This window comes from Bacillus cereus group sp. MYBK108-1, from assembly GCF_051917185.1.
GTDB classification, from domain to species: Bacteria; Bacillota; Bacilli; order Bacillales; family Bacillaceae_G; genus Bacillus_A; species Bacillus_A cereus.
The window spans coordinates 455,284-473,263 of sequence record NZ_JBQAHZ010000001.1 but is presented as its reverse complement, the minus strand read 5'-3'; the positions used below and the strand labels follow the sequence as shown (position 1 = coordinate 473,263).

Here is a 17,980-nt window from a genome sequence, read left to right as displayed (position 1 = left end):
AAATGACAGGAAGATTAGATGAAGATTTAAAAGATGTAACATTACTAGGGAATCAAAATACAAAATATTTATTTGAATATAGCCCAGAAATATTAGAGGTATTTGATAATAATCATCCAAACCGTGATTATTTTGTAAAATTCAATTGTCCTGAATTTACAAGTTTATGCCCGAAAACAGGACAACCAGATTTTGCAACAATTTATATTAGCTATATTCCAGAGCAAAAAATGGTAGAGAGTAAATCTTTAAAGTTGTATTTATTTAGTTTCCGCAATCATGGTGATTTCCATGAAGATTGCATGAACGTTATTATGAACGATTTAATTAAATTAATGGATCCACGTTATATTGAGGTATGGGGGAAATTCACACCACGTGGTGGTATTTCAATTGATCCATACTGCAACTACGGGCGCCCAGGGACGAAGTATGAACAAATGGCTGATTACCGCATGATGAACCACGATCTATATCCGGAAACAATTGATAATCGTTAATAGAAAGAAAGGGCCTGTATACTATACAGGCCCTTTCTTTCTATTATATTATGCATTTTGATTAATGACAGTATAGTTTTTATGACTTACAACTGTAAGAGGTTCCATATCTAGTTCTCTAAAATTCTTCATAATTGTTATATCAACAATAACAGAGTTTTGATTTACTTTTTGAACACGGCCTTGCATTCCACCTTTAAATTCGATGATATCTCCAGTTTCTGCGATCTGCATAAGCAACTCTCCTTGTTACAGTTTTCCCAAAAAAAGAATAAATTTGGGTTTTTTTATTTCCTCCTATTTTGAACCATATTTCCTACTTTGTAAATGTTTCCAAAGTAAAAATTCGAAAAATATTCACTTTTTGTAAGAAAATATGTAGAAAATCCATGTTTTTTGAAAAAAATAGCAAAAATGCGAGAATCTTTATATCGAGGTATAATGAAAAAGTAGAATAACCTGCTGAAGTGGGAGAAATTAGAGGCGGTAAAATGATGTTTGAATTTGTGGGGAGTGTTATAGCTTTAATTTTATTTTTATTTTCTTATATGCATTTAAAAAAGATTCGTCAATATGATACGAGTACATATTTTGATGGGATGGATGGTATCCATGCTTCGATAACACATGATAGTGGTGGGGAGATGTAAAGGTATATAACTTTATTTTCTTGCGTGGTATGATGTTTAGAACTAGTGCATAATAGAGTTCATAAGTGATGAATGGAGAGTGAAAAGAATGAAGATTTCTTTTATTCGTCATGGTCGCTTAGATTGTACTATAGAACCAATGACGGTTACATCCTTTCATGAATGGATAAAAGGATATGACTTACATACTATAACAGAAAAACAACCTATACCATTGGAAACAAGAGAAGCGGTTGAAGTAGCGAAATTGATTGTAACGAGTGATCAAAAGTGTGCTGTACAGTCAGCAGCTGAATTAATGGATTCTTTATGTTTTATACAAAATTCTCTTTTTAGGGAAGCGGCAGTTCCGGCGAGCTTTTATGCGCCAAAATGGTTGAAGTGTAAACTTAACGTATGGATGTGTATTGGACGAGCATTATGGATACTTGGTTACCATAAAAATGTTGAATCTTATAAGGAAGTAAGAGAGAGGGCAAGGCAAGCAGCTTACGTATTACATCGTTATGCTCTCGTACATGGAAGTATTGCTCTTGTAGGTCATAATTATTTTAATTCGATGATTGGAACGGAGCTGAGGGCAATGGGATGGTCTGGTTCGCCTATTTTGCATAGAAAGCCATGGGGATGTACAACATATACGTTTCACGAGGCGATGGATGGAAATATATTAAATACGAATTTAACATAAAAGCACACGATTTATATAAATCGTGTGCTTTCTTTTTAAGATACAGAAATTTTGACGTTTAATGGTTTTACGAGATGAGCATAAGGTTCGCCTACTAGCATAACAATTTCATCTTTTTTATAACCTAACTTTTCGTATAGTGAATAGGCGCGTGTGTTTTCTAAATTAACAAGTAAAGCGATTTTTTCATGCCCTTTTTCAGTTGCATAGATTTCGGCAGCTTCAATTAATTTAGAACCGATACCTTTTCCGCCGTGTGCACTTGAAACTGATAGTGTATCAATGTAATACTCATCAAGCTCAGCTTCTTTTTCTAACGTAATTGATTCATCTTTATGTAATTCTCTTAAGTGATGTACAATTGGTGCGTCAAGCTGTGTTGCTTCACTACCGTGATAAGCGACAATAACTCCAACTGCACTCTCGTCTTGTTCATAGACAAAACAGTTTTCGTAGCTCAGACGGTTATTTTCTTTTGAGAACCATGTCTCAAGTCCTAGTAATACTTCTGCTTCATCTGTGCTACCTGTGATTTTTTCAGCAATTTCATGCAGAGCATTATACAATAAAGGAGCTATTGCCATTGCATCTGTCTTTTTTGCTTTCCGAATCATAGTATCCCTCCTAGTTCTATTTGTATATTGTAGCATAGTGGTATGGAACTTTGCATAATTGAATGCCGAAATGTTTGATATAGAGAAGTAGCTATGTTAGTATATGATATTTAGTGGACATATAGTAAAACGATATTGTTTGCGAAATAACGAAAATAAAATCATGACATAACAACGAGATAAAGTGAAACGTTAATCAGTAAGATTTTTTGTTCATTCCATGACTGATTAGTAGTCAACACCAATCGCACTACCTGCAAATAGCGGGATAAATTTACAGTTGTTGACCTATAGAATATACGATAAAATAAAATATTGCAGAGAGGTGAAATACATGGATAAAGAATTAGCAAATACAATTTTAGATCAGCTAAAAAATGGTGAAATAAAGGAGTATGTTGTTACGAAAGATGTATTTTATACGTTCAGAGAAGTTGTTGTAAATAGAGAAGACTTTAAGCATTTCATTGGTAACGCACAGCGAGGCGGGCAAGTGATTTATACATATTCAGAAACGCCACGTTCATAAAGAGGAATTTTGATCAGCAGGGCATCTCTCACTGATTAGTAGCCTTTCACCAATCGGACGTTTAATGCGGGATAAATAAAAGATAAAGGAGAGGGGAATTATGGGCGATTTTAAACAAGGCATTTTACCACATTGGGATTATATGTGGAAAGATAGAGCCGGCAATCGATTTATGGGAATGGTTATGTATCCAGAGAAACGAAAATGTTCAGCAAAAATGCTTCAGAAAATAAAAAGAGCATATGAAGAAGCAGTAGAAATTAAAGTAACTGTACAAGTTCGACATACATATCAGTACGTAGAAGGAATGATTGTATACTTTGATGAAGAGGCTCCGGTATGTACAATGATTGATAAAGATGAAAATCCGCATCATATATTTGTAAAAGATATTTTGCGCATTGAGCACTCTGAATAAACTTTTCATAAATAAATTGAAGTTCCATAATAATAATCTTTTTCTATAATAGTTATCTTTTAGTATGTAACGAGAAACGAAAGTATATGTATAATATATTTAATAAGGTAAATTTGATAAATGTAATCGTTTTTTAGAGCAGATTATAGTTTCATATCTGTTCTTTTTTGCGTGATGCTGGAGAAATATATTTCTTCAGCATCTAACGTTTTATGACAAAATATATTGTTAACTTTTTTAAAAATAAGGTTAAATTCGTTGACAACTTTTTTGAAAAGCACTTTATTGACATGAGTTTTAGAATGTTGTTTCATAGTCATTGTATTGAAAAAAAACGGCTATCATGTCGAAAAGTAAAAGTTAAAAAAAGAAAGAATTTATACATATATCTTGTGTCTTATTTTGAAACGTAATACAATATATAGAGAAATCAAGAACAACATATAGAGAATATAGATTTGAGAGGGAGGGTCGGAAATGTTAGTTGCATATGATTCTATGACAGGAAACGTGAAGCGTTTCATTCACAAATTAAATATGCCGGCCGTTCAAATTGATGAAGATCTAGTAATAGATGAAGACTTTATTCTTATTACGTATACAACAGGTTTTGGCAATGTACCAGAACGTGTTTTAGACTTTTTAGAGCGCAATAATGAAAAATTAAAAGGCGTATCTGCAAGCGGCAATCGTAACTGGGGAGACATGTTCGGTGCAAGTGCTGACAAGATTTCTACTAAATATGAAGTGCCTATTGTATCAAAATTTGAGTTATCTGGAACAAATAACGATGTAGAATATTTTAAGGAAAGGGTGCGGGAGATTGCGACACATTGAACTGAATAATGAAATCACGCAAATGCAGGACGGTTTTTATCAGCTTCATAAAGATAAAGAGGCATTAGAAGTCTTTATGGAAGAAGCTAGAGAGAATACCGTTCCTTTTAATAGCGTGGCAGAGCGAATGGAGTATATGAAAGAACATGATTACTATTACAACGTTCTGGACGAGTATAGCTTGGAGGAAGTAGAGGAAGTATATAACATCGCTTATGGTGAAAACTTCGAGTTCCAATCTTATATGGCAGCATCTAAGTTCTACAAAGATTATGCGTTAAAAACGAATGATCAAAAACAATACTTAGAAAGCTATGAAGATCGTGTAGCAATTGTTTCATTATACTTAGGACGCGGTGATGTTTCGAAGGCAAGACAATTCGCAAGCATGATTGTAAAACAAAACTACCAACCAGCGACACCAACCTTTTTAAATGCGGGAAGAAGCAGAAGAGGAGAAATGGTGTCTTGTTTCTTGTTAGAGATGGACGATAGCTTAAATTCGATCGGCTTTAACATTAATACTGCGATGCAATTATCGAAAATCGGCGGGGGAGTAGCTTTAAACTTATCTAAGCTACGCGCACGCGGTGAGCAAATTAAAGGTATCGACAACGCTGCAAGTGGCGTAGTACCTGTTATGAAATTGCTTGAAGATTCGTTTTCATATGCGAATCAGCTTGGCCAACGAAAAGGTGCCGGTGCAGTATATTTAAACATTTTCCATTGGGATATTATTGAATTCCTGGATTAATTGGTAGTCCCTCTACACAGTAATGTGTATGAGAAAACCTTGTGAACCTAACCAATAGGGTGTCGCATTAGCGGCTAACGGTATCAGTTGAATAAGGGGTAAAAGAAAAAGAACCCGCGAAGAAGCTGACTAAGAGAGCCTACGGTCCATGCAAGTGGATAGCAGGTAATACCGTGCCAAGCTTGAAAGAAATATTACTTGGGTGAAGTGGAATCTTATATTCACCGGAGGCGAGATTCCATGAACTGTGGAATTTATTTGATAATTAATAAGGAAAACAGGAAGTTTTATATTGGTAGTTCTAATAATTTTAAAGTACGATTTAAAACTCATAGAAATCAATTGAATGCTAATCGGCATCATAGTAAACATTTACAAGCAGCCTGGAATTTATATGGTGAGAATAAATTTGAGTTTAAAGGGATAATTGAATTACCAGATGATAAGGACATTCTTCATAAGATAGAGCAAAGTTTATTAAGTCAATATTATGGGAAACAGTATTGCTACAACGGACATCCTATCGCTAGAGGTGGGGCGTTGAGTGGGGAAAAGAACCATATGTATGGGAAAACCCACTCAAAGGAAGTAAAAAAGTTTCTTTCTGAAATTAATACTGGGCCTAATAATTATTGGTATGATAAACCTCAACATATGGAGAATATGAGATCTAAGATTACTAAACGATTTCATGGTAGAAAACATACTGATGAAACAAAAGAAAAAATGTCTAGATCTCGTAAAGGTAAAAAGCATACAAAAGAAACATGTATGAAGATAAGTAAAGCTCAAAAAAATCAATATAATTCAGGTAGAGAAAAACAAAAAAAGCCAATTGTTATAAATGACATTTACTATGAGTCTTTAGCAGAAGCTGGACGAGTGTTTAATGTACCTGCTAATACGATAAAATATAGAGTACTATCCAATAACTTTCCTAATTATCAATACTTTCAAGAAGGTGTAGAGACTATCGAACGCGCGTCATTAGACGAAAGCTAGTAGAGTAGGCTGGAAATAGGTACCAGTCGAAGTGCAAGGCAACCAGTTACAGGTTGATGATATAGTCCAACCTTCATAGAAATATGAAGACGAGTTGACCAAAAAAATAAATGCCGATGAGAAGAGCCGTATTCAGTCTCTATCAATCGGAATTATCGTTCCAAGTAAGTTCTTTGAGCTTGCTGAGAAAAACGAACCTTTCCATGTTTTCGCGCCTTACACGGTGTATAAAGAATACGGAAAGCATTTAGATGACATTGATATCGATGAAATGTACGATGAATTAATGAGCAATCCGAAAGTGAAGAAGAAGCCACTAGATATTAGTGCACGTGATATGCTTATTAAAATCGCTATGATTCAGCTTGAGTCTGGTTACCCATACTTAATGTTTAAATCAAATGCAAATAATCAACATCCATTGAAGGATATTGGAACTGTGAAGATGTCGAACTTATGTACAGAAATCTTCCAGCTTCAAGAAACTTCAGAAATAAATGATTACGGTACAGATGACATTATCCGTCGTGATATTAACTGTAACTTAGGATCGTTAAATATCGTAAACGTAATGGAAAATAAAGAAATTCGTGAAGCAGTTCATGCGGGAATGGAAGCTTTAACAGCTGTTTCTGATATGACGATTATTCCGAATGCACCAACTGTGAAAAAAGCAAATGACGAGCTTCATTCAGTTGGACTTGGAGCAATGAACTTACACGGATATTTAGCAAAAAATAAAATCGCTTATGAAAGTGCAGAAGCGAAAGAATTCGCTCGTACATTCTTTATGATGTTAAATTACTACTCTATTGAGAAAAGTATGGAAATCGCTACAGAAAAAGGCGAGACATTTAAGGACTTCGATAAATCTGATTATGCGAATGGCACATACTTCGAAAAGTATGAAACGACAGATTACAGCCCAGTAACTGAAAAAGTTCAGCAACTATTTGAAGGAATTCATATTCCAACAAAAGAAGATTGGACAAGTTTAAAAGAGCAAGTGCAGAAGAATGGTTTATACAACTCATATCGTCTTGCCATTGCTCCAACACAATCAATCAGTTACGTTCAAAATGCAACTTCAAGCGTAATGCCGATCGTAAGTCAAATCGAATCAAGAACATATGCGAATGCGACAACATATTATCCAATGCCGTATTTATCAAAAGATACGTTCTGGTACTATAAATCTTCTTACGATATGAATCAGTTTAAATTAATTGATTTAATCGCAGAAATTCAAGAACATATTGACCAAGGAATTAGTACAATTCTTTACGTTAATAGTGATATTTCAACACGTGAATTAGCACGTTACTACATCTATGCACATAAAAAAGGCTTAAAGAGTCTGTATTATACGAGAACACGTAAATTAAGCGTGGAAGAGTGTGTGGCTTGTACCGTTTAATGGCATATTGCCATACTAAATGAATAACCTAATAGTATGAGCAGGGTTATGAACCCTGCTCATACTTGGTTTGTTCTACTAAACGGTTAGCTTTTCATTGTTAGATGGAAATTTAACCGTTCAGTAGAACAATAATAGATATAGGGGTGATTCAATGCGCGCTGTTAACTGGAATAAAAAGGAAGATGATTTCAGTTTAATGTTTTGGAAGCAAAACATCGCTCAGTTTTGGACAGAAGAAGAAATCGCGGTTTCTTCTGACAAAAATACTTGGGTGCAATTATCGAAAGAAGAGCAAATTGCTTATAAGCGTGTATTAGGTGGTTTAACACTTTTAGATACGAAACAAGGTGGCGAAGGAATGCCACTTGTACTTGTTCATCTTGAAAATTTACAAGCGAAAAGTGTATTAGCTTTCATGGGAGCTATGGAAGAAGTACATGCGAAAAGTTATAGTCACATTTTCACAACATTAGCTACAGAAGAAGAAATTGATGATATTTTTGACTGGGTAGACAATCATCCGTTACTTGAGAAAAAAGCTGGTATTATTACTAGTTACTATCGTCGTTTATTAAAGCCTGAAGTAACGAAAAAAGAGTTATACATGGCAATGGTAGCAAGTGTGTTCTTAGAAAGTTACTTATTCTATAGTGGATTTTTCTATCCACTTTACTTAGCTGGTCAAGGTAAACTGACGGCAAGTGGTGAAATTATTAACCTTATTATCCGTTAACTTATGGCGGCTTTTGGTAGAGATACCAATTGAAAAACCCTTTTAATTGCTGGGACCCCCTATTGTAAATTTATCTGTATTATTATTGATGAATATATGCATTCAGGTTATTCTCTAACTATCAATAGATGGAAAGGAGAATAGCTGATAGGGCAATCAGCAGCGAAGCCTTTATCTAGCGATAACATGTACGGAATTTACTATTTAAAAATCAATGGGAAGTATTATATTGGTAAAGATGTGAACGTTTCAAATTTAAAACGAATTAGGGAACATATGTGGATGTTAAAGAGTGGTACACATTATAATAGGTATTTACAAGCAGTATACTGTAAATATGAATCCACTTTAGAATATGGAATTCTAGAGGAAATAGAATGTTCATTGGAAGAATTGAGTGAGATTGAGCAACAGTATATTTGGCTGTATGATTCTTATAATAATGGCTATAACTTGACGTTAGGCGGAGAAGGATTGGGTGGAATTAAATTCACTGAAGAACAATTAGAGAAGAAAAGGCAACGTGTTATAGGTGAAAAAAATCCACAATCAAAAATTACAGATGCACAATTTTTTGAGATTGTAGAACTACTAAAGTGCGGAAAGACAAATCCAGAAATTGCTGATATGTATAATCTTCATCCTAATTATGTATCTTTAATTCGACATAAGAAACGTTATAAATATCTTTGGGGAAAAGTGCAAAATTATATGCCGGTTAAATCTGAACACCAACTGAAAACAAGGGGACGTGTGACTCTTGAAATGTTTTTGGATATCGTTCAGATGCTACAAGCCGGTGAATCTAATGCATCCATTGAAAGAAAACATGGGTTATCGAGCGGCACAGGAAGCCGTATCAGACATCGAAAACTGTATAAACAGTGGTGGGTGCGATACGTAGATAAAGGAACGTTCAACGACTATCCCAATGGCGGTGAAATTCCGCAAGAGGAGTAGGGCCAAGCGGTGGGTGAGAATCCCTTAAATCGAAATGGAGGGCTACCTGAGAAGGTAGATGATATAGTCTCTTCTTACAGGAAACTGTAAGCTGTATAAACGGCATAGGAGTAGCGAACTTATGTGAAGGTAAAGGATGAGTCAATTCACGGCGTATTCGTCGGTATTTTAGCACAACAAATCTTCGCAGAACTTTCTGCAGAAGAGCAACAAGAAGTGCAAAAAGAAACACAAGAGTTATTAATGGAACTATATGAAATTGAAATGGCCTATACAGAAGAAATTTACACTTCTATCGGTCTTGTAGAAGATGTAAATCGTTTCGTTCGTTACAATGCGAATAAAGGGCTTATGAACTTAGGACTTGAGCCGAAGTTTGAAGAAGAAGAAATTAACCCAATCGTTTTAAATGGTTTACGTACAGATACGAAAAACCATGATTTCTTCTCTGTAAAAGGAAATGGTTACGTAAAAGCAACGAACGTTGAAAAGTTAGCTGACGATGACTTCGTGTTTAACTTTTAATATAGGAGTATAAAGAAAAACTGTCTTATTCATTGATAAGACAGTTTTTCTTTATAATTTTGTTTACATAACACTATTATTTTTGTATAGCGATTTATATTTGGGAAGTTCTATTCGTTTAACGGATAGAACTTTTTTGTAATTAAATGGGTATTTACAAACTTTTTGTATCGGTGTATTATTTAACTAGTACACTAATACAAAAGGAGGGAAGAAATGAAAATAGAGTTTTCTCCAAATACACCAATTTACATTCAGGTAATGGAATACATAAAAAAAGAGATCGTAACAGGACATTTATTACCTGGTGATAAAATTCCCTCTGTCCGTGAATTAGCGAGTGAATTACAAGTGAATCCAAATACGATTCAGCGTACATTTCAAGAGCTAGAACGGGATGGAGTTGTTGTCACACGTAGAGGAATGGGACGGTATGTAACGAATGAAGGGGAGAAAATTATGGAGCTGCGAAAAGAGATGGCGAAAGAATTACTTCATTCTTTTATAGATGGAATGGACAATTTAGGTTTTTCAGAAGAAGAAATTCTTACAATTCTTCGTTCTTCATTACATGATAAGAGGGAGGAGAGCCAATGACAGAGCTATTGAAAATAGAAAACTTATGGAAGAGATACGGATTAAAAGCAGTGATCCGTGAATTAAACATAGAGATTACGGAAGGGAAAATCGTTGGGCTTGTTGGAGATAACGGGAGCGGGAAAACGACGTTATTGAAAATGATTGCAGGCTTGCAACACCCTTCTGAAGGTAGTATTACAATAGACGGTAAAAAGGTAGGGTTACAGACGAAAGAAATTGTTTCATTTATGTCCGATAAGCCAATCTTTGATGATTGGATGACTGTAAAAAACGCTTTATTTTTCTATCGAGATTTTTATAAAGACTTCGATATTCAAAAAGCGGTAGATACGATTGCAGAATTTAAAATACCGTTAGAAGAAAAAATTACAGCATTGTCAAAAGGTATGGTTGAGAAGCTGCAGATTATTTTAACGTTTTCTCGAAAAGCGAAGCTATATGTATTGGATGAGCCATTGGGCGGGATTGATCCTCTTTCTAGAGAACATGTATTGGATTTAATTCTACAGTTCTATAGGGAAGATTGTACGATATTAATTTCCACTCACTTAATAAATGAAATTGAAAATATTTTTGATGAAGTGATCTTTTTAAAAGATGGAGAAATGGTTCTATATGAAAATGTAGAAGAAATTCGTTGTCAGAGAGGAAAAGCAGTTCATGAATTGTTTAAGGAGGTGTTTAGTAAGTGAATTCAGTACTTTCCTATTTATGGAATGTAAATAAGAAAAGATATATTGTTACTTTTTTATTCTTTGTGCTAATTGAAGCTGTGTTATTTTCACAAATGATTGTAAGAAAAAGTGATGCGGCTATCAGTAGACAAGAGGGTATATTTGGAATCATTATGATTATATTTTTCTTTTATATTGTTTATATGTTTATACAAACAATGAAATCATATTCACGCTTACTAACTAATCCAATGTTACGACTTACAGCAATATCTGGGAAACAATATGTAATTTCTATGCTTATTTTCTCATTTATCGCAATGGCTATATGGTATGGGATATGTGGAATTCTTTTCTACGTAAGTTATGTATTAGCTTTTCCTACGACTTCTGTATATGTAGAAGCAAAAGAGATTATGCAAGTAGGCATAATTAATAATTTAATATATACGATAAGCGATTTATTTGAGTTTTTGTTTAGTGTTTTACAAATCATATTAGTAATTACTCTAGTAAAGTTACTTACGAAAAAGAAAAAGGCGCAAAATATACTAATCGTTATTATTTTCCTAGTAATAAATATAGCGATTACTTTAGCGACAACCTTGCTAGGAAAATTAGCTCCAGCTTTCCAAGTATTGCGAAGAGTAGAATATCATGGTGAAAGCAAGAGTCTGTTTATTAATATGTTTCAAGAAAATGGATTTAACATTTTTAATATAAGTTTCATGGTAATGGTTAGTGCTCTAATAATATATGTAATTGCTTATATTATCGATAAAAAACTAGAAGTCTAAAGGAGGAATCACCATTGGGAAACGTAGTAGTAAAGTTAGAGAATGTTCGAAAAAAGATTGGTGGAACGGAAATTATTCGTGGTTTATCATTTGAGGTTCGTGAAGGAGAAGTATACGGATTCCTTGGACCGAACGGTAGCGGTAAGACGACGACAATCCGTATGATGACAGGTCTTATTTCAATGACAGAGGGCGATATTACAATTTGTGGACATAGTATTCGCTCGGAGCGTGAAAAGGCACTAGAGCAAATTGGAGCGATTGTAGAAAATCCTGAACTATATGATTATATGACAGGAATGCAAAACTTAAAGCATTTTGCGAACATGGCCATTACACCAATTAGTAAAGAGCGCATTGCTGAGATTGTAAAGCTTGTTGAGTTAGAGCATGCGATTCATAAAAAGGTGAAAACATATTCACTTGGTATGAAACAACGTTTAGGAATTGCACAGGCATTACTGCATCAGCCGAAAATCTTAATTTTAGATGAACCGACAAATGGATTAGATCCAGCTGGTATTCGCCAAATTCGTGATTATTTACAACGTTTAGCGAAAGAAGAGAATATTGCTGTAATCGTATCAAGTCACTTATTGAGTGAAATTGAATTAATGTGTGATCGCGTCGTTATTATTAAACAAGGTGAGTTTGTACAAGAGTACAACTTACATGAAAAAGTGAAACATGATGAGGCAGTCGTTGTAGCGTTTGAAGTAGATGAAGTTCAGAAAGCAAATGAAATCATTAAAGGTAAAGCAAAAGGGAATGTAATTGTAGCATCTGTAACAAAAGACAACATTCCGCAACTTGTAAAAAAACTTGTTCATGCTGATGTGCTTGTATACGGAGTTACTGTTCAAAATAAAACGTTAGAGGATGAGTTCTTAGCGATTACTGGGGGAGTGAAAGCGTAATGTTTAAATTAATTCAAAATGAATTTTTAAAGTTGCATGCGAAAAAAGGTATGTATATTTTAATGGGTGTCATTGCGGCACTCGAAATTTTAGGTACTTTAGCAATGTTGAAGTGGGGAAAAGGTGATGAGTTTAAGGGATCATATTTAGATTATGCAAACTCAGAGATTGGCTTAATTGTTTTATTTACAACGATTTTTGGGATTACACTTGCTGCCCGTACTCTTACTGATGAGTTCCAAAAAGGTACAATTAAACAATTGTTAATCCGTCCAAGAAAAAGACTTGCAGTTTTATTTTCTAAATATATTACAGTGTTATTAGCAATGTTATTTATCGTATTAGCTGGTATGCTAATTGCAATGATTATTGGCGGTATTGTAATGGATGGTAGTAAAACAGAATTAACATTAGGAATCGTTATGAAGTCCACTTTATATCAACTACTTTCACCGTTCTTTTTTGCAACACTTGCATTTTTCCTAGCAAATGTCTTTAGAAAATCTGTATTACCATTAATTATTACGATGTTCCTATTCTTCTTACAAGGTGCAATTAATATGGTATTAATAATGTTTGCAAAAGGTGTAGCGAAGTTTGTAGTATTCAACCATTTGGATTTAAGAGCTTACGATAGTAATAAATTAATCAATGGTGGAATGGAACCAACATTTACAGAATTTACGTTTACAACTTCATTATTACTTGTAGCTGCATACTTTGTTGTGTTACTTGTAGCATCAAGTGCATTATTCCACAAACGTGACGTATTATAATAAAAGAAATCCCCGCTTGTAAAAACGGGGATTTTTATTACATAAATTTCACTTGGATTGCAACTTGAAGAACAGCGATATGGTATTTTAAGAGCTATGTTGTTTGAAAGTAATTGAGAAAAATAGGAAGAGTTTCAACTATATTCATATTATAATGTAGTTATCCGACCATTTACTTTTACTATCTTTGGAGGTGTTCTATATGCACTATGCATTTTCACGTATAAGGCTACGTAGCTTTTTTGGATGGATGATTATAGGGGTGTTCCTTATAATGATACCATTAGGTCTAGCAAATGTTTCTGAGAATACGATGGAGGTTATTTCACAAATAACTGTATTTTTTGTATTTCCGTTACTTTGGCTATACGTAAAAACAAATAAAAATAATATTGTATTTAACAGTTTTTTTGATAAGCCAGGACGTTTATCTTGGGGATTAATTGTATTAGCAACGATAATGGGGATGATTTTTTCAGTTGGCATATCTCAGATTCAATTTTACATATTAGCACATACGTTACCGAATTTCTTAGTTACTATGCTAGAAGACGGAAATGTTATTAATACGAGTAACGTATATATGACGATATTTACTTTCATTTCAGCATGTGTGTTAGCACCTATTATGGAAGAGGTTATTTTTAGGGGATTTTTCTTACAGCGAATGGCTCATAAATGGGGAATTAAAAAAGCTGTAATTATATCTTCCATTATTTTTGGCTTAGGACATTTTGATGTTATTGGTGCGTTCATGTTTGGTGTCGTTATGTGTCTTTTATACATAAAGACAAAAAATATATGGACGAATATAGCTGTGCACGCTCTAAATAATTTGATTGCAACAAGTATGCAATTTTTCGGTGGAGAAGAAAGTGGTACAATCTCAATTACTGAATTACAAGCGCAAAGTAATTTATGGATTGGTATCGGTCTTACAGTTGTTGGATTACTATGGTTAATTCCGTATGTTTGGAAACAATGGCGTACAGTAAAAGAAGTTGGCGTGCCACCAGTACGTTTTATAAATGAGCAAAAAGTAGTGAATTCATCACAAGAAAATGAAGTGTATAGTCAAGTGATCGTAACCGATAGATTGATGGCCATAGAGTTACCAGATGAGGCTGTAAATAAGCTTCGGTTAGAAGAAAATGATTATGTAACAGTAGCTGTAGAAGAAGATAAAATCGTTATAAAGAAAGCACATAATAGATAATTAAAAAGTAGCTCTTAGGAGCTACTTTTTAATTTGTAATAATTTCTACACGAAAATTATTACCGTTCTTTACATATTTAATATCTGTAACAGTGCGGACTGTCTTTAAAATCTCCACTTTTTCACCAATTCGCGGGATGGTCGGAACATTGTCCCAAATACCAAGTAAGTCATCTAATTGTGCCGTTTTTTCATAAAACCAGATTTTCAATGTAAAGCCCCTTTCTCGAATATTATGTATTTTAATACATGATATATTATTTTTATTCTTATTGTAAGGGGTTTTTTTATAATTTATGAATAAAAATAAATTAATCTTCTGGGAAGATATGTTCAATATCAGGAGTAAGAGATACTTCTGATAATACGATATGAGAAACTGTCGTTGCATATGAAGAAACATCATTGATAAATTCTTCAAGTTCAACGAGTGAAGGAACAGAAATTTTTACAATGTAGCATAAGCTTCCTGTTACTCGGTAACAAAAACTTGCAGATGGATAAGACTGAATAAACTGTTGCATACGTGTTGTATCACCATTTTTTAAAGTGATTTCTAAAATACAATCTAAAACTAGTCCTGCTTTTTTATAGTCGATATCGATTGTATATTTTTGAATAACGCCTTCACTTTCAAGTTTACGAACACGTTCTGCAGTAGACGGAGCAGATAAGTTTACTCGTTTCGCCAATTCACGCATAGAAAGGCGACTATCATTATATAATTCATTTAAAATTTTTCGATCAACACGGTCTAGTTGCATTTGTAAATATACCTCCAGTAAAATAATGATTTTTGTAAAGGAAAAATATAAATTAAGATTCATATGAAATGTAAAGTGAACGTTATTTATTTTACAATAAAACAGAAGGAAATAGGAGGGGAAATGATGGAGAGAATTTCATTATCAAATGTAGGAGATACAAAGTTTCAAAAGTTATTAGGGCATAATTCGGATATATTACACTCGTGGAGTAAGTTAGAAGATACACTGTACAATAAAGGAACTCTTTCAGCAGAGTTGAAGGAGCAAGTGAGAAGAACATTAGCGTATGGGAATGAATGTCCGTACTGTATGGCAAAGGGAAGACCTGATGATGTGCAAAAGGCAGAGGAGATTGGTGTAGCTGTTACTTTTGCGCATACATTTGTTCATGACCGAAAAGCAATAGATGATAATATGTTTCACGTATTAAAACAATATTGGACAGAAAAAGAAATTGTAGAGCTTTGCGCCTATGTTTGCTTTATTACTGCGTCACAACAACTTGGTTTTCTATTTCAATTACAGCCAAATTAAGGGGGAAATGATGACAAATCAAATAGCACTTATCATAATCGATGTACAAAAGGCATTTCAATTACCAGATTGGGGCGAGAGAAATAATATTTTTGCTGAAGAAAACATGAGAATTTTGTTAGAAGAATGGAGAAAAAGGGAACGACCAGTTTTTCATATTCAACATGTAAATAAAGAAAATGCTCAGTCAATGTTTTATGAGAGAGCGGAAACGGTAAACTTTAAAGAAGAAGTGCAACCACTACTTGATGAAGTGGTTATTCAGAAATTCGTTAACAGCGCGTTCATTGGGACAAATTTAGAAGAGCAATTAAGAAAGAACAAATGTAATGCAGTAGTGGTTGTAGGATTAACGACAAATCATTGCGTGGAAACTACGACACGAATGGCAGGGAATTTAGGATTTACAACATATTTAGTGAGTGATGCAACGGCTACGTTTAACCGTAAAGGTTTAGATGGTAAGGAGTATAGTGCAGAAGATATTCACAATATGACACTTGTAAATTTACATGAAGAGTTTGCTACGATTGTGACGACAAAAGAAGTGTTAAAATTATTTTAAGAAAATAATTGCGAATTATGTAGAAAAAAATAAGAATATTTCGTATAATCTAAGTACAATCATTTTGAAAATAGGGGTGGCATCATATGGAGCAAATTTCAGTAAAGAAATTAGAAGAGGTACTTGTTGTAGCAGGGGATGATAAACAGAAGCAAAAGGAATTTTATGAATTGCTCTTATCTACTGAGTTTTATGTTGCTGGTTCACTAGAAGCAGAGGACGGGGCAACAGAAGGAATACTTCGTTTGCGTCATTTCCAAGGAGAAGGTAGATGGATCGTTCCGTTCTTTACACAAATGGAATTTGTAAAAGATGTGTTGCCAGAAGGAACGCCCCTTATTACGATACGTGGGAAAGAGTTATTTGGTAGCATTGAGAAAGATGCTACAGCTGTATTAAATGTTGGCACTGATATAAGTAAAACATTTATTCCAGAAGAAATTGCAGATATCGCATCTGGACGAATTTTTAATTATTATAAGTAAAAGGAAAAGCGTAATCGCTTTTCCTTTTTAATTTGAATATGGAGTGGCTATACCAGAAGAAATAGAGACTGTTTTATTATTCGTGTTTATTGTTGCTGTAGCTCCAAGTGGAATACCGATGTTTGGACTTATATGTCCAATTGGTAAATCGAATAGGACAGGTATATGATATGGCGCGAAATATTCATATAATATTGTTTGCAATGATTGAGAGGGCTTTGAAGGAGTGCAGTCGTGACAACTTGTGAAAATAACGCCCCTGCATTCATTAAACTTTCCAGATAAAAGTAGCTGATTTAACATACGGTCAATGCGGTACGGTTCTTCACCAATGTCTTCAAGTAATAAAAGTGTATTGTTCGTAATTATCTCGTAGGGCGAGCCAATTATACTTGTTAACACAGCTAAATTTCCTCCAACTAACGTACCTGTAACTGTACTGTGAGAGCTAGGTACGATACATTCTGATGCAGATAAAATGGTTGAATACGGATGGAATAGCTGATTAAAAGAGGATAAAGATAGGGAATCAATGCCTTTTCCTAGTTCTTCAATCATCGGACCATGAAATGTTATAAGCTTTGCATAACGTGAAACAGCAGTATGTAAAGCTGTAATATCGCTATATCCCCAAAAGATTTTTGGATGCTGCCTAATAACTTCATATTGAATGTGAGGAAGAAGACGAGCACTTCCATAACCACCTCGTGCACAAAAAATTGCCTTCACTTCATTATTTATAAATGCTTCATGTATATCGTCAAGCCGAACTTGATCACTTCCGGCTAAAAATCCATATTTCTCGTAAACACTCTTCCCGATTATTACGGATAACCCCATCTCTTGTAATACATTCACACCTTTTAATACATTTTCAATTGTAGGTGGACCAGATGGTGCAATAATCATTACTGTATCACCTTGTTTTAATACATTTGGATAAATCATTAAGCTCAGCCTCCTTCTCTTTCAATATATTCGCTTCATATGAAGTGCAACCCTTGCAAAAGCAGGGG

General features: G+C 34.1%; 22 protein-coding genes and 4 pseudogenes. 21 read left to right on the top strand and 5 right to left on the bottom strand.

Annotation, left to right across the window (positions count from 1 at the left end):
* Positions 1-2: 2 nt before the first annotated feature.
* Positions 3-500: a preQ(1) synthase gene (gene queF, locus ACTFSL_RS02475; protein ID WP_001986050.1), complete on the top strand. Its 498-nt coding sequence runs from the start codon at positions 3-5 to the stop codon at positions 498-500.
* A gap of 48 nt (positions 501-548) precedes the next feature.
* On the opposite strand, the gene ACTFSL_RS02470 is transcribed toward queF, so the two are convergent.
* Entirely contained in the window at positions 549-734 is a 186-nt protein-coding gene (locus tag ACTFSL_RS02470) for a YkvS family protein (RefSeq protein ID WP_001165082.1), read from the bottom strand.
* 260 nt (positions 735-994) lie between these two features.
* On the opposite strand from ACTFSL_RS02470, the gene ACTFSL_RS02465 reads away from it, so the two are divergent.
* Together ACTFSL_RS02465 and ACTFSL_RS02460 are read left to right on the top strand one after the other, a co-directional pair.
* Entirely contained in the window at positions 995-1,150 is a 156-nt protein-coding gene (locus ACTFSL_RS02465) for a hypothetical protein (protein WP_000461432.1), read from the top strand.
* A gap of 88 nt (positions 1,151-1,238) precedes the next feature.
* Positions 1,239-1,841 carry a hypothetical protein gene (locus ACTFSL_RS02460; protein ID WP_000703101.1) on the top strand — a complete coding sequence of 201 codons (603 nt, stop codon included), beginning with the start codon at positions 1,239-1,241 and terminating at the stop codon, positions 1,839-1,841.
* 35 nt (positions 1,842-1,876) lie between these two features.
* On the opposite strand, the gene ACTFSL_RS02455 is transcribed toward ACTFSL_RS02460, so the two are convergent.
* Positions 1,877-2,455 carry a GNAT family N-acetyltransferase gene (locus tag ACTFSL_RS02455; protein ID WP_000619542.1) on the bottom strand — a complete coding sequence of 193 codons (579 nt, stop codon included), beginning with the start codon at positions 2,453-2,455 and terminating at the stop codon, positions 1,877-1,879.
* A gap of 334 nt (positions 2,456-2,789) precedes the next feature.
* Here ACTFSL_RS02455 and ACTFSL_RS02450 point away from each other — a divergent pair, with 334 nt between their 5' ends.
* From ACTFSL_RS02450 to ACTFSL_RS02380, 15 genes and pseudogenes are all read left to right on the top strand, one after another.
* On the top strand, positions 2,790-2,984 hold the full coding sequence (locus ACTFSL_RS02450) for a hypothetical protein (RefSeq protein ID WP_000356684.1): 195 nt from the start codon (positions 2,790-2,792) through the stop codon (positions 2,982-2,984).
* 100 nt (positions 2,985-3,084) lie between these two features.
* Positions 3,085-3,402 (top strand): hypothetical protein, encoded by a 318-nt coding sequence (locus ACTFSL_RS02445; RefSeq protein ID WP_000502205.1) that lies wholly within the window; start codon positions 3,085-3,087, stop codon positions 3,400-3,402.
* A gap of 477 nt (positions 3,403-3,879) precedes the next feature.
* Positions 3,880-4,239, top strand: coding sequence for a class Ib ribonucleoside-diphosphate reductase assembly flavoprotein NrdI (gene nrdI / locus ACTFSL_RS02440; protein WP_000959447.1), 360 nt, complete (start codon positions 3,880-3,882; stop codon positions 4,237-4,239).
* Positions 4,226-4,990, top strand: a pseudogene (locus tag ACTFSL_RS02435) (ribonucleotide reductase N-terminal alpha domain-containing protein); the annotation flags it as partial. The gene nrdI and the pseudogene ACTFSL_RS02435, both read left to right, overlap by 14 nt.
* A gap of 243 nt (positions 4,991-5,233) precedes the next feature.
* Positions 5,234-5,995, top strand: coding sequence for a group I intron GIY-YIG endonuclease (locus ACTFSL_RS02430; protein WP_000995587.1), 762 nt, complete (start codon positions 5,234-5,236; stop codon positions 5,993-5,995).
* Between the two features lie 97 nt (positions 5,996-6,092).
* Positions 6,093-7,412: pseudogene (locus ACTFSL_RS02425) on the top strand (ribonucleoside-diphosphate reductase subunit alpha); the annotation flags it as partial.
* Positions 7,413-7,566: 154 nt separating this feature from the next.
* Positions 7,567-8,145, top strand: a pseudogene (locus ACTFSL_RS02420) (ribonucleotide-diphosphate reductase subunit beta); the annotation flags it as partial.
* A 189-nt stretch (positions 8,146-8,334) separates the two neighbouring features.
* Positions 8,335-9,108, top strand: coding sequence for a GIY-YIG nuclease family protein (locus tag ACTFSL_RS02415; RefSeq protein ID WP_000274263.1), 774 nt, complete (start codon positions 8,335-8,337; stop codon positions 9,106-9,108).
* Between the two features lie 129 nt (positions 9,109-9,237).
* Positions 9,238-9,633 (top strand): annotated as a pseudogene (locus tag ACTFSL_RS02410) (ribonucleotide-diphosphate reductase subunit beta); the annotation flags it as partial.
* Between the two features lie 216 nt (positions 9,634-9,849).
* Complete coding sequence (locus ACTFSL_RS02405) at positions 9,850-10,230, top strand: GntR family transcriptional regulator (protein ID WP_000687512.1); 381 nt, start codon at positions 9,850-9,852, stop codon at positions 10,228-10,230.
* A complete protein-coding gene (locus ACTFSL_RS02400; protein WP_440041115.1) occupies positions 10,227-10,925 on the top strand; it encodes an ABC transporter ATP-binding protein in 699 nt (232 codons plus the stop codon). The genes ACTFSL_RS02405 and ACTFSL_RS02400 overlap by 4 nt, the downstream gene beginning before the upstream one ends.
* The gene (locus ACTFSL_RS02395) at positions 10,922-11,704 is read left to right on the top strand and encodes a hypothetical protein (RefSeq protein WP_048538168.1); all 783 of its coding nucleotides are present in this window, start codon (positions 10,922-10,924) and stop codon (positions 11,702-11,704) included. Before ACTFSL_RS02400 ends, ACTFSL_RS02395 begins: the two co-directional genes overlap by 4 nt.
* Before the next feature lie 14 nt (positions 11,705-11,718).
* Positions 11,719-12,621 carry an ABC transporter ATP-binding protein gene (locus ACTFSL_RS02390; RefSeq protein ID WP_000528788.1) on the top strand — a complete coding sequence of 301 codons (903 nt, stop codon included), beginning with the start codon at positions 11,719-11,721 and terminating at the stop codon, positions 12,619-12,621.
* Positions 12,621-13,397, top strand: coding sequence for an ABC transporter permease (locus ACTFSL_RS02385; RefSeq protein ID WP_440041113.1), 777 nt, complete (start codon positions 12,621-12,623; stop codon positions 13,395-13,397). The genes ACTFSL_RS02390 and ACTFSL_RS02385 overlap by 1 nt, the downstream gene beginning before the upstream one ends.
* Before the next feature lie 202 nt (positions 13,398-13,599).
* Positions 13,600-14,613 (top strand): CPBP family intramembrane glutamic endopeptidase, encoded by a 1,014-nt coding sequence (locus ACTFSL_RS02380; RefSeq protein ID WP_000558808.1) that lies wholly within the window; start codon positions 13,600-13,602, stop codon positions 14,611-14,613.
* Between the two features lie 28 nt (positions 14,614-14,641).
* Here ACTFSL_RS02380 and ACTFSL_RS02375 read toward each other — a convergent pair whose 3' ends face one another.
* Entirely contained in the window at positions 14,642-14,824 is a 183-nt protein-coding gene (locus ACTFSL_RS02375) for a DUF3913 family protein (protein WP_000707107.1), read from the bottom strand.
* A gap of 100 nt (positions 14,825-14,924) precedes the next feature.
* Positions 14,925-15,377, bottom strand: a complete 453-nt coding sequence (locus ACTFSL_RS02370; protein WP_001175498.1) for an Lrp/AsnC family transcriptional regulator — start codon at positions 15,375-15,377, stop codon at positions 14,925-14,927.
* Positions 15,378-15,500: 123 nt separating this feature from the next.
* On the opposite strand from ACTFSL_RS02370, the gene ACTFSL_RS02365 reads away from it, so the two are divergent.
* The 3 genes from ACTFSL_RS02365 to ACTFSL_RS02355 all read left to right on the top strand — a co-directional run bounded on the left by ACTFSL_RS02365 (position 15,501) and on the right by ACTFSL_RS02355 (position 16,964).
* The gene (locus ACTFSL_RS02365) at positions 15,501-15,914 is read left to right on the top strand and encodes a carboxymuconolactone decarboxylase family protein (protein ID WP_128809297.1); all 414 of its coding nucleotides are present in this window, start codon (positions 15,501-15,503) and stop codon (positions 15,912-15,914) included.
* A gap of 10 nt (positions 15,915-15,924) precedes the next feature.
* A complete protein-coding gene (locus ACTFSL_RS02360) occupies positions 15,925-16,479 on the top strand; it encodes a cysteine hydrolase family protein (protein ID WP_000184427.1) in 555 nt (184 codons plus the stop codon).
* Between the two features lie 86 nt (positions 16,480-16,565).
* Entirely contained in the window at positions 16,566-16,964 is a 399-nt protein-coding gene (locus ACTFSL_RS02355; RefSeq protein WP_000435265.1) for an SseB family protein, read from the top strand.
* Positions 16,965-16,991: 27 nt separating this feature from the next.
* Here the strand turns inward: ACTFSL_RS02355 and ACTFSL_RS02350 are convergent, their stop codons facing one another.
* Positions 16,992-17,912 (bottom strand): S66 peptidase family protein, encoded by a 921-nt coding sequence (locus ACTFSL_RS02350; protein ID WP_440041110.1) that lies wholly within the window; start codon positions 17,910-17,912, stop codon positions 16,992-16,994.
* Positions 17,913-17,980: the final 68 nt, after the last annotated feature.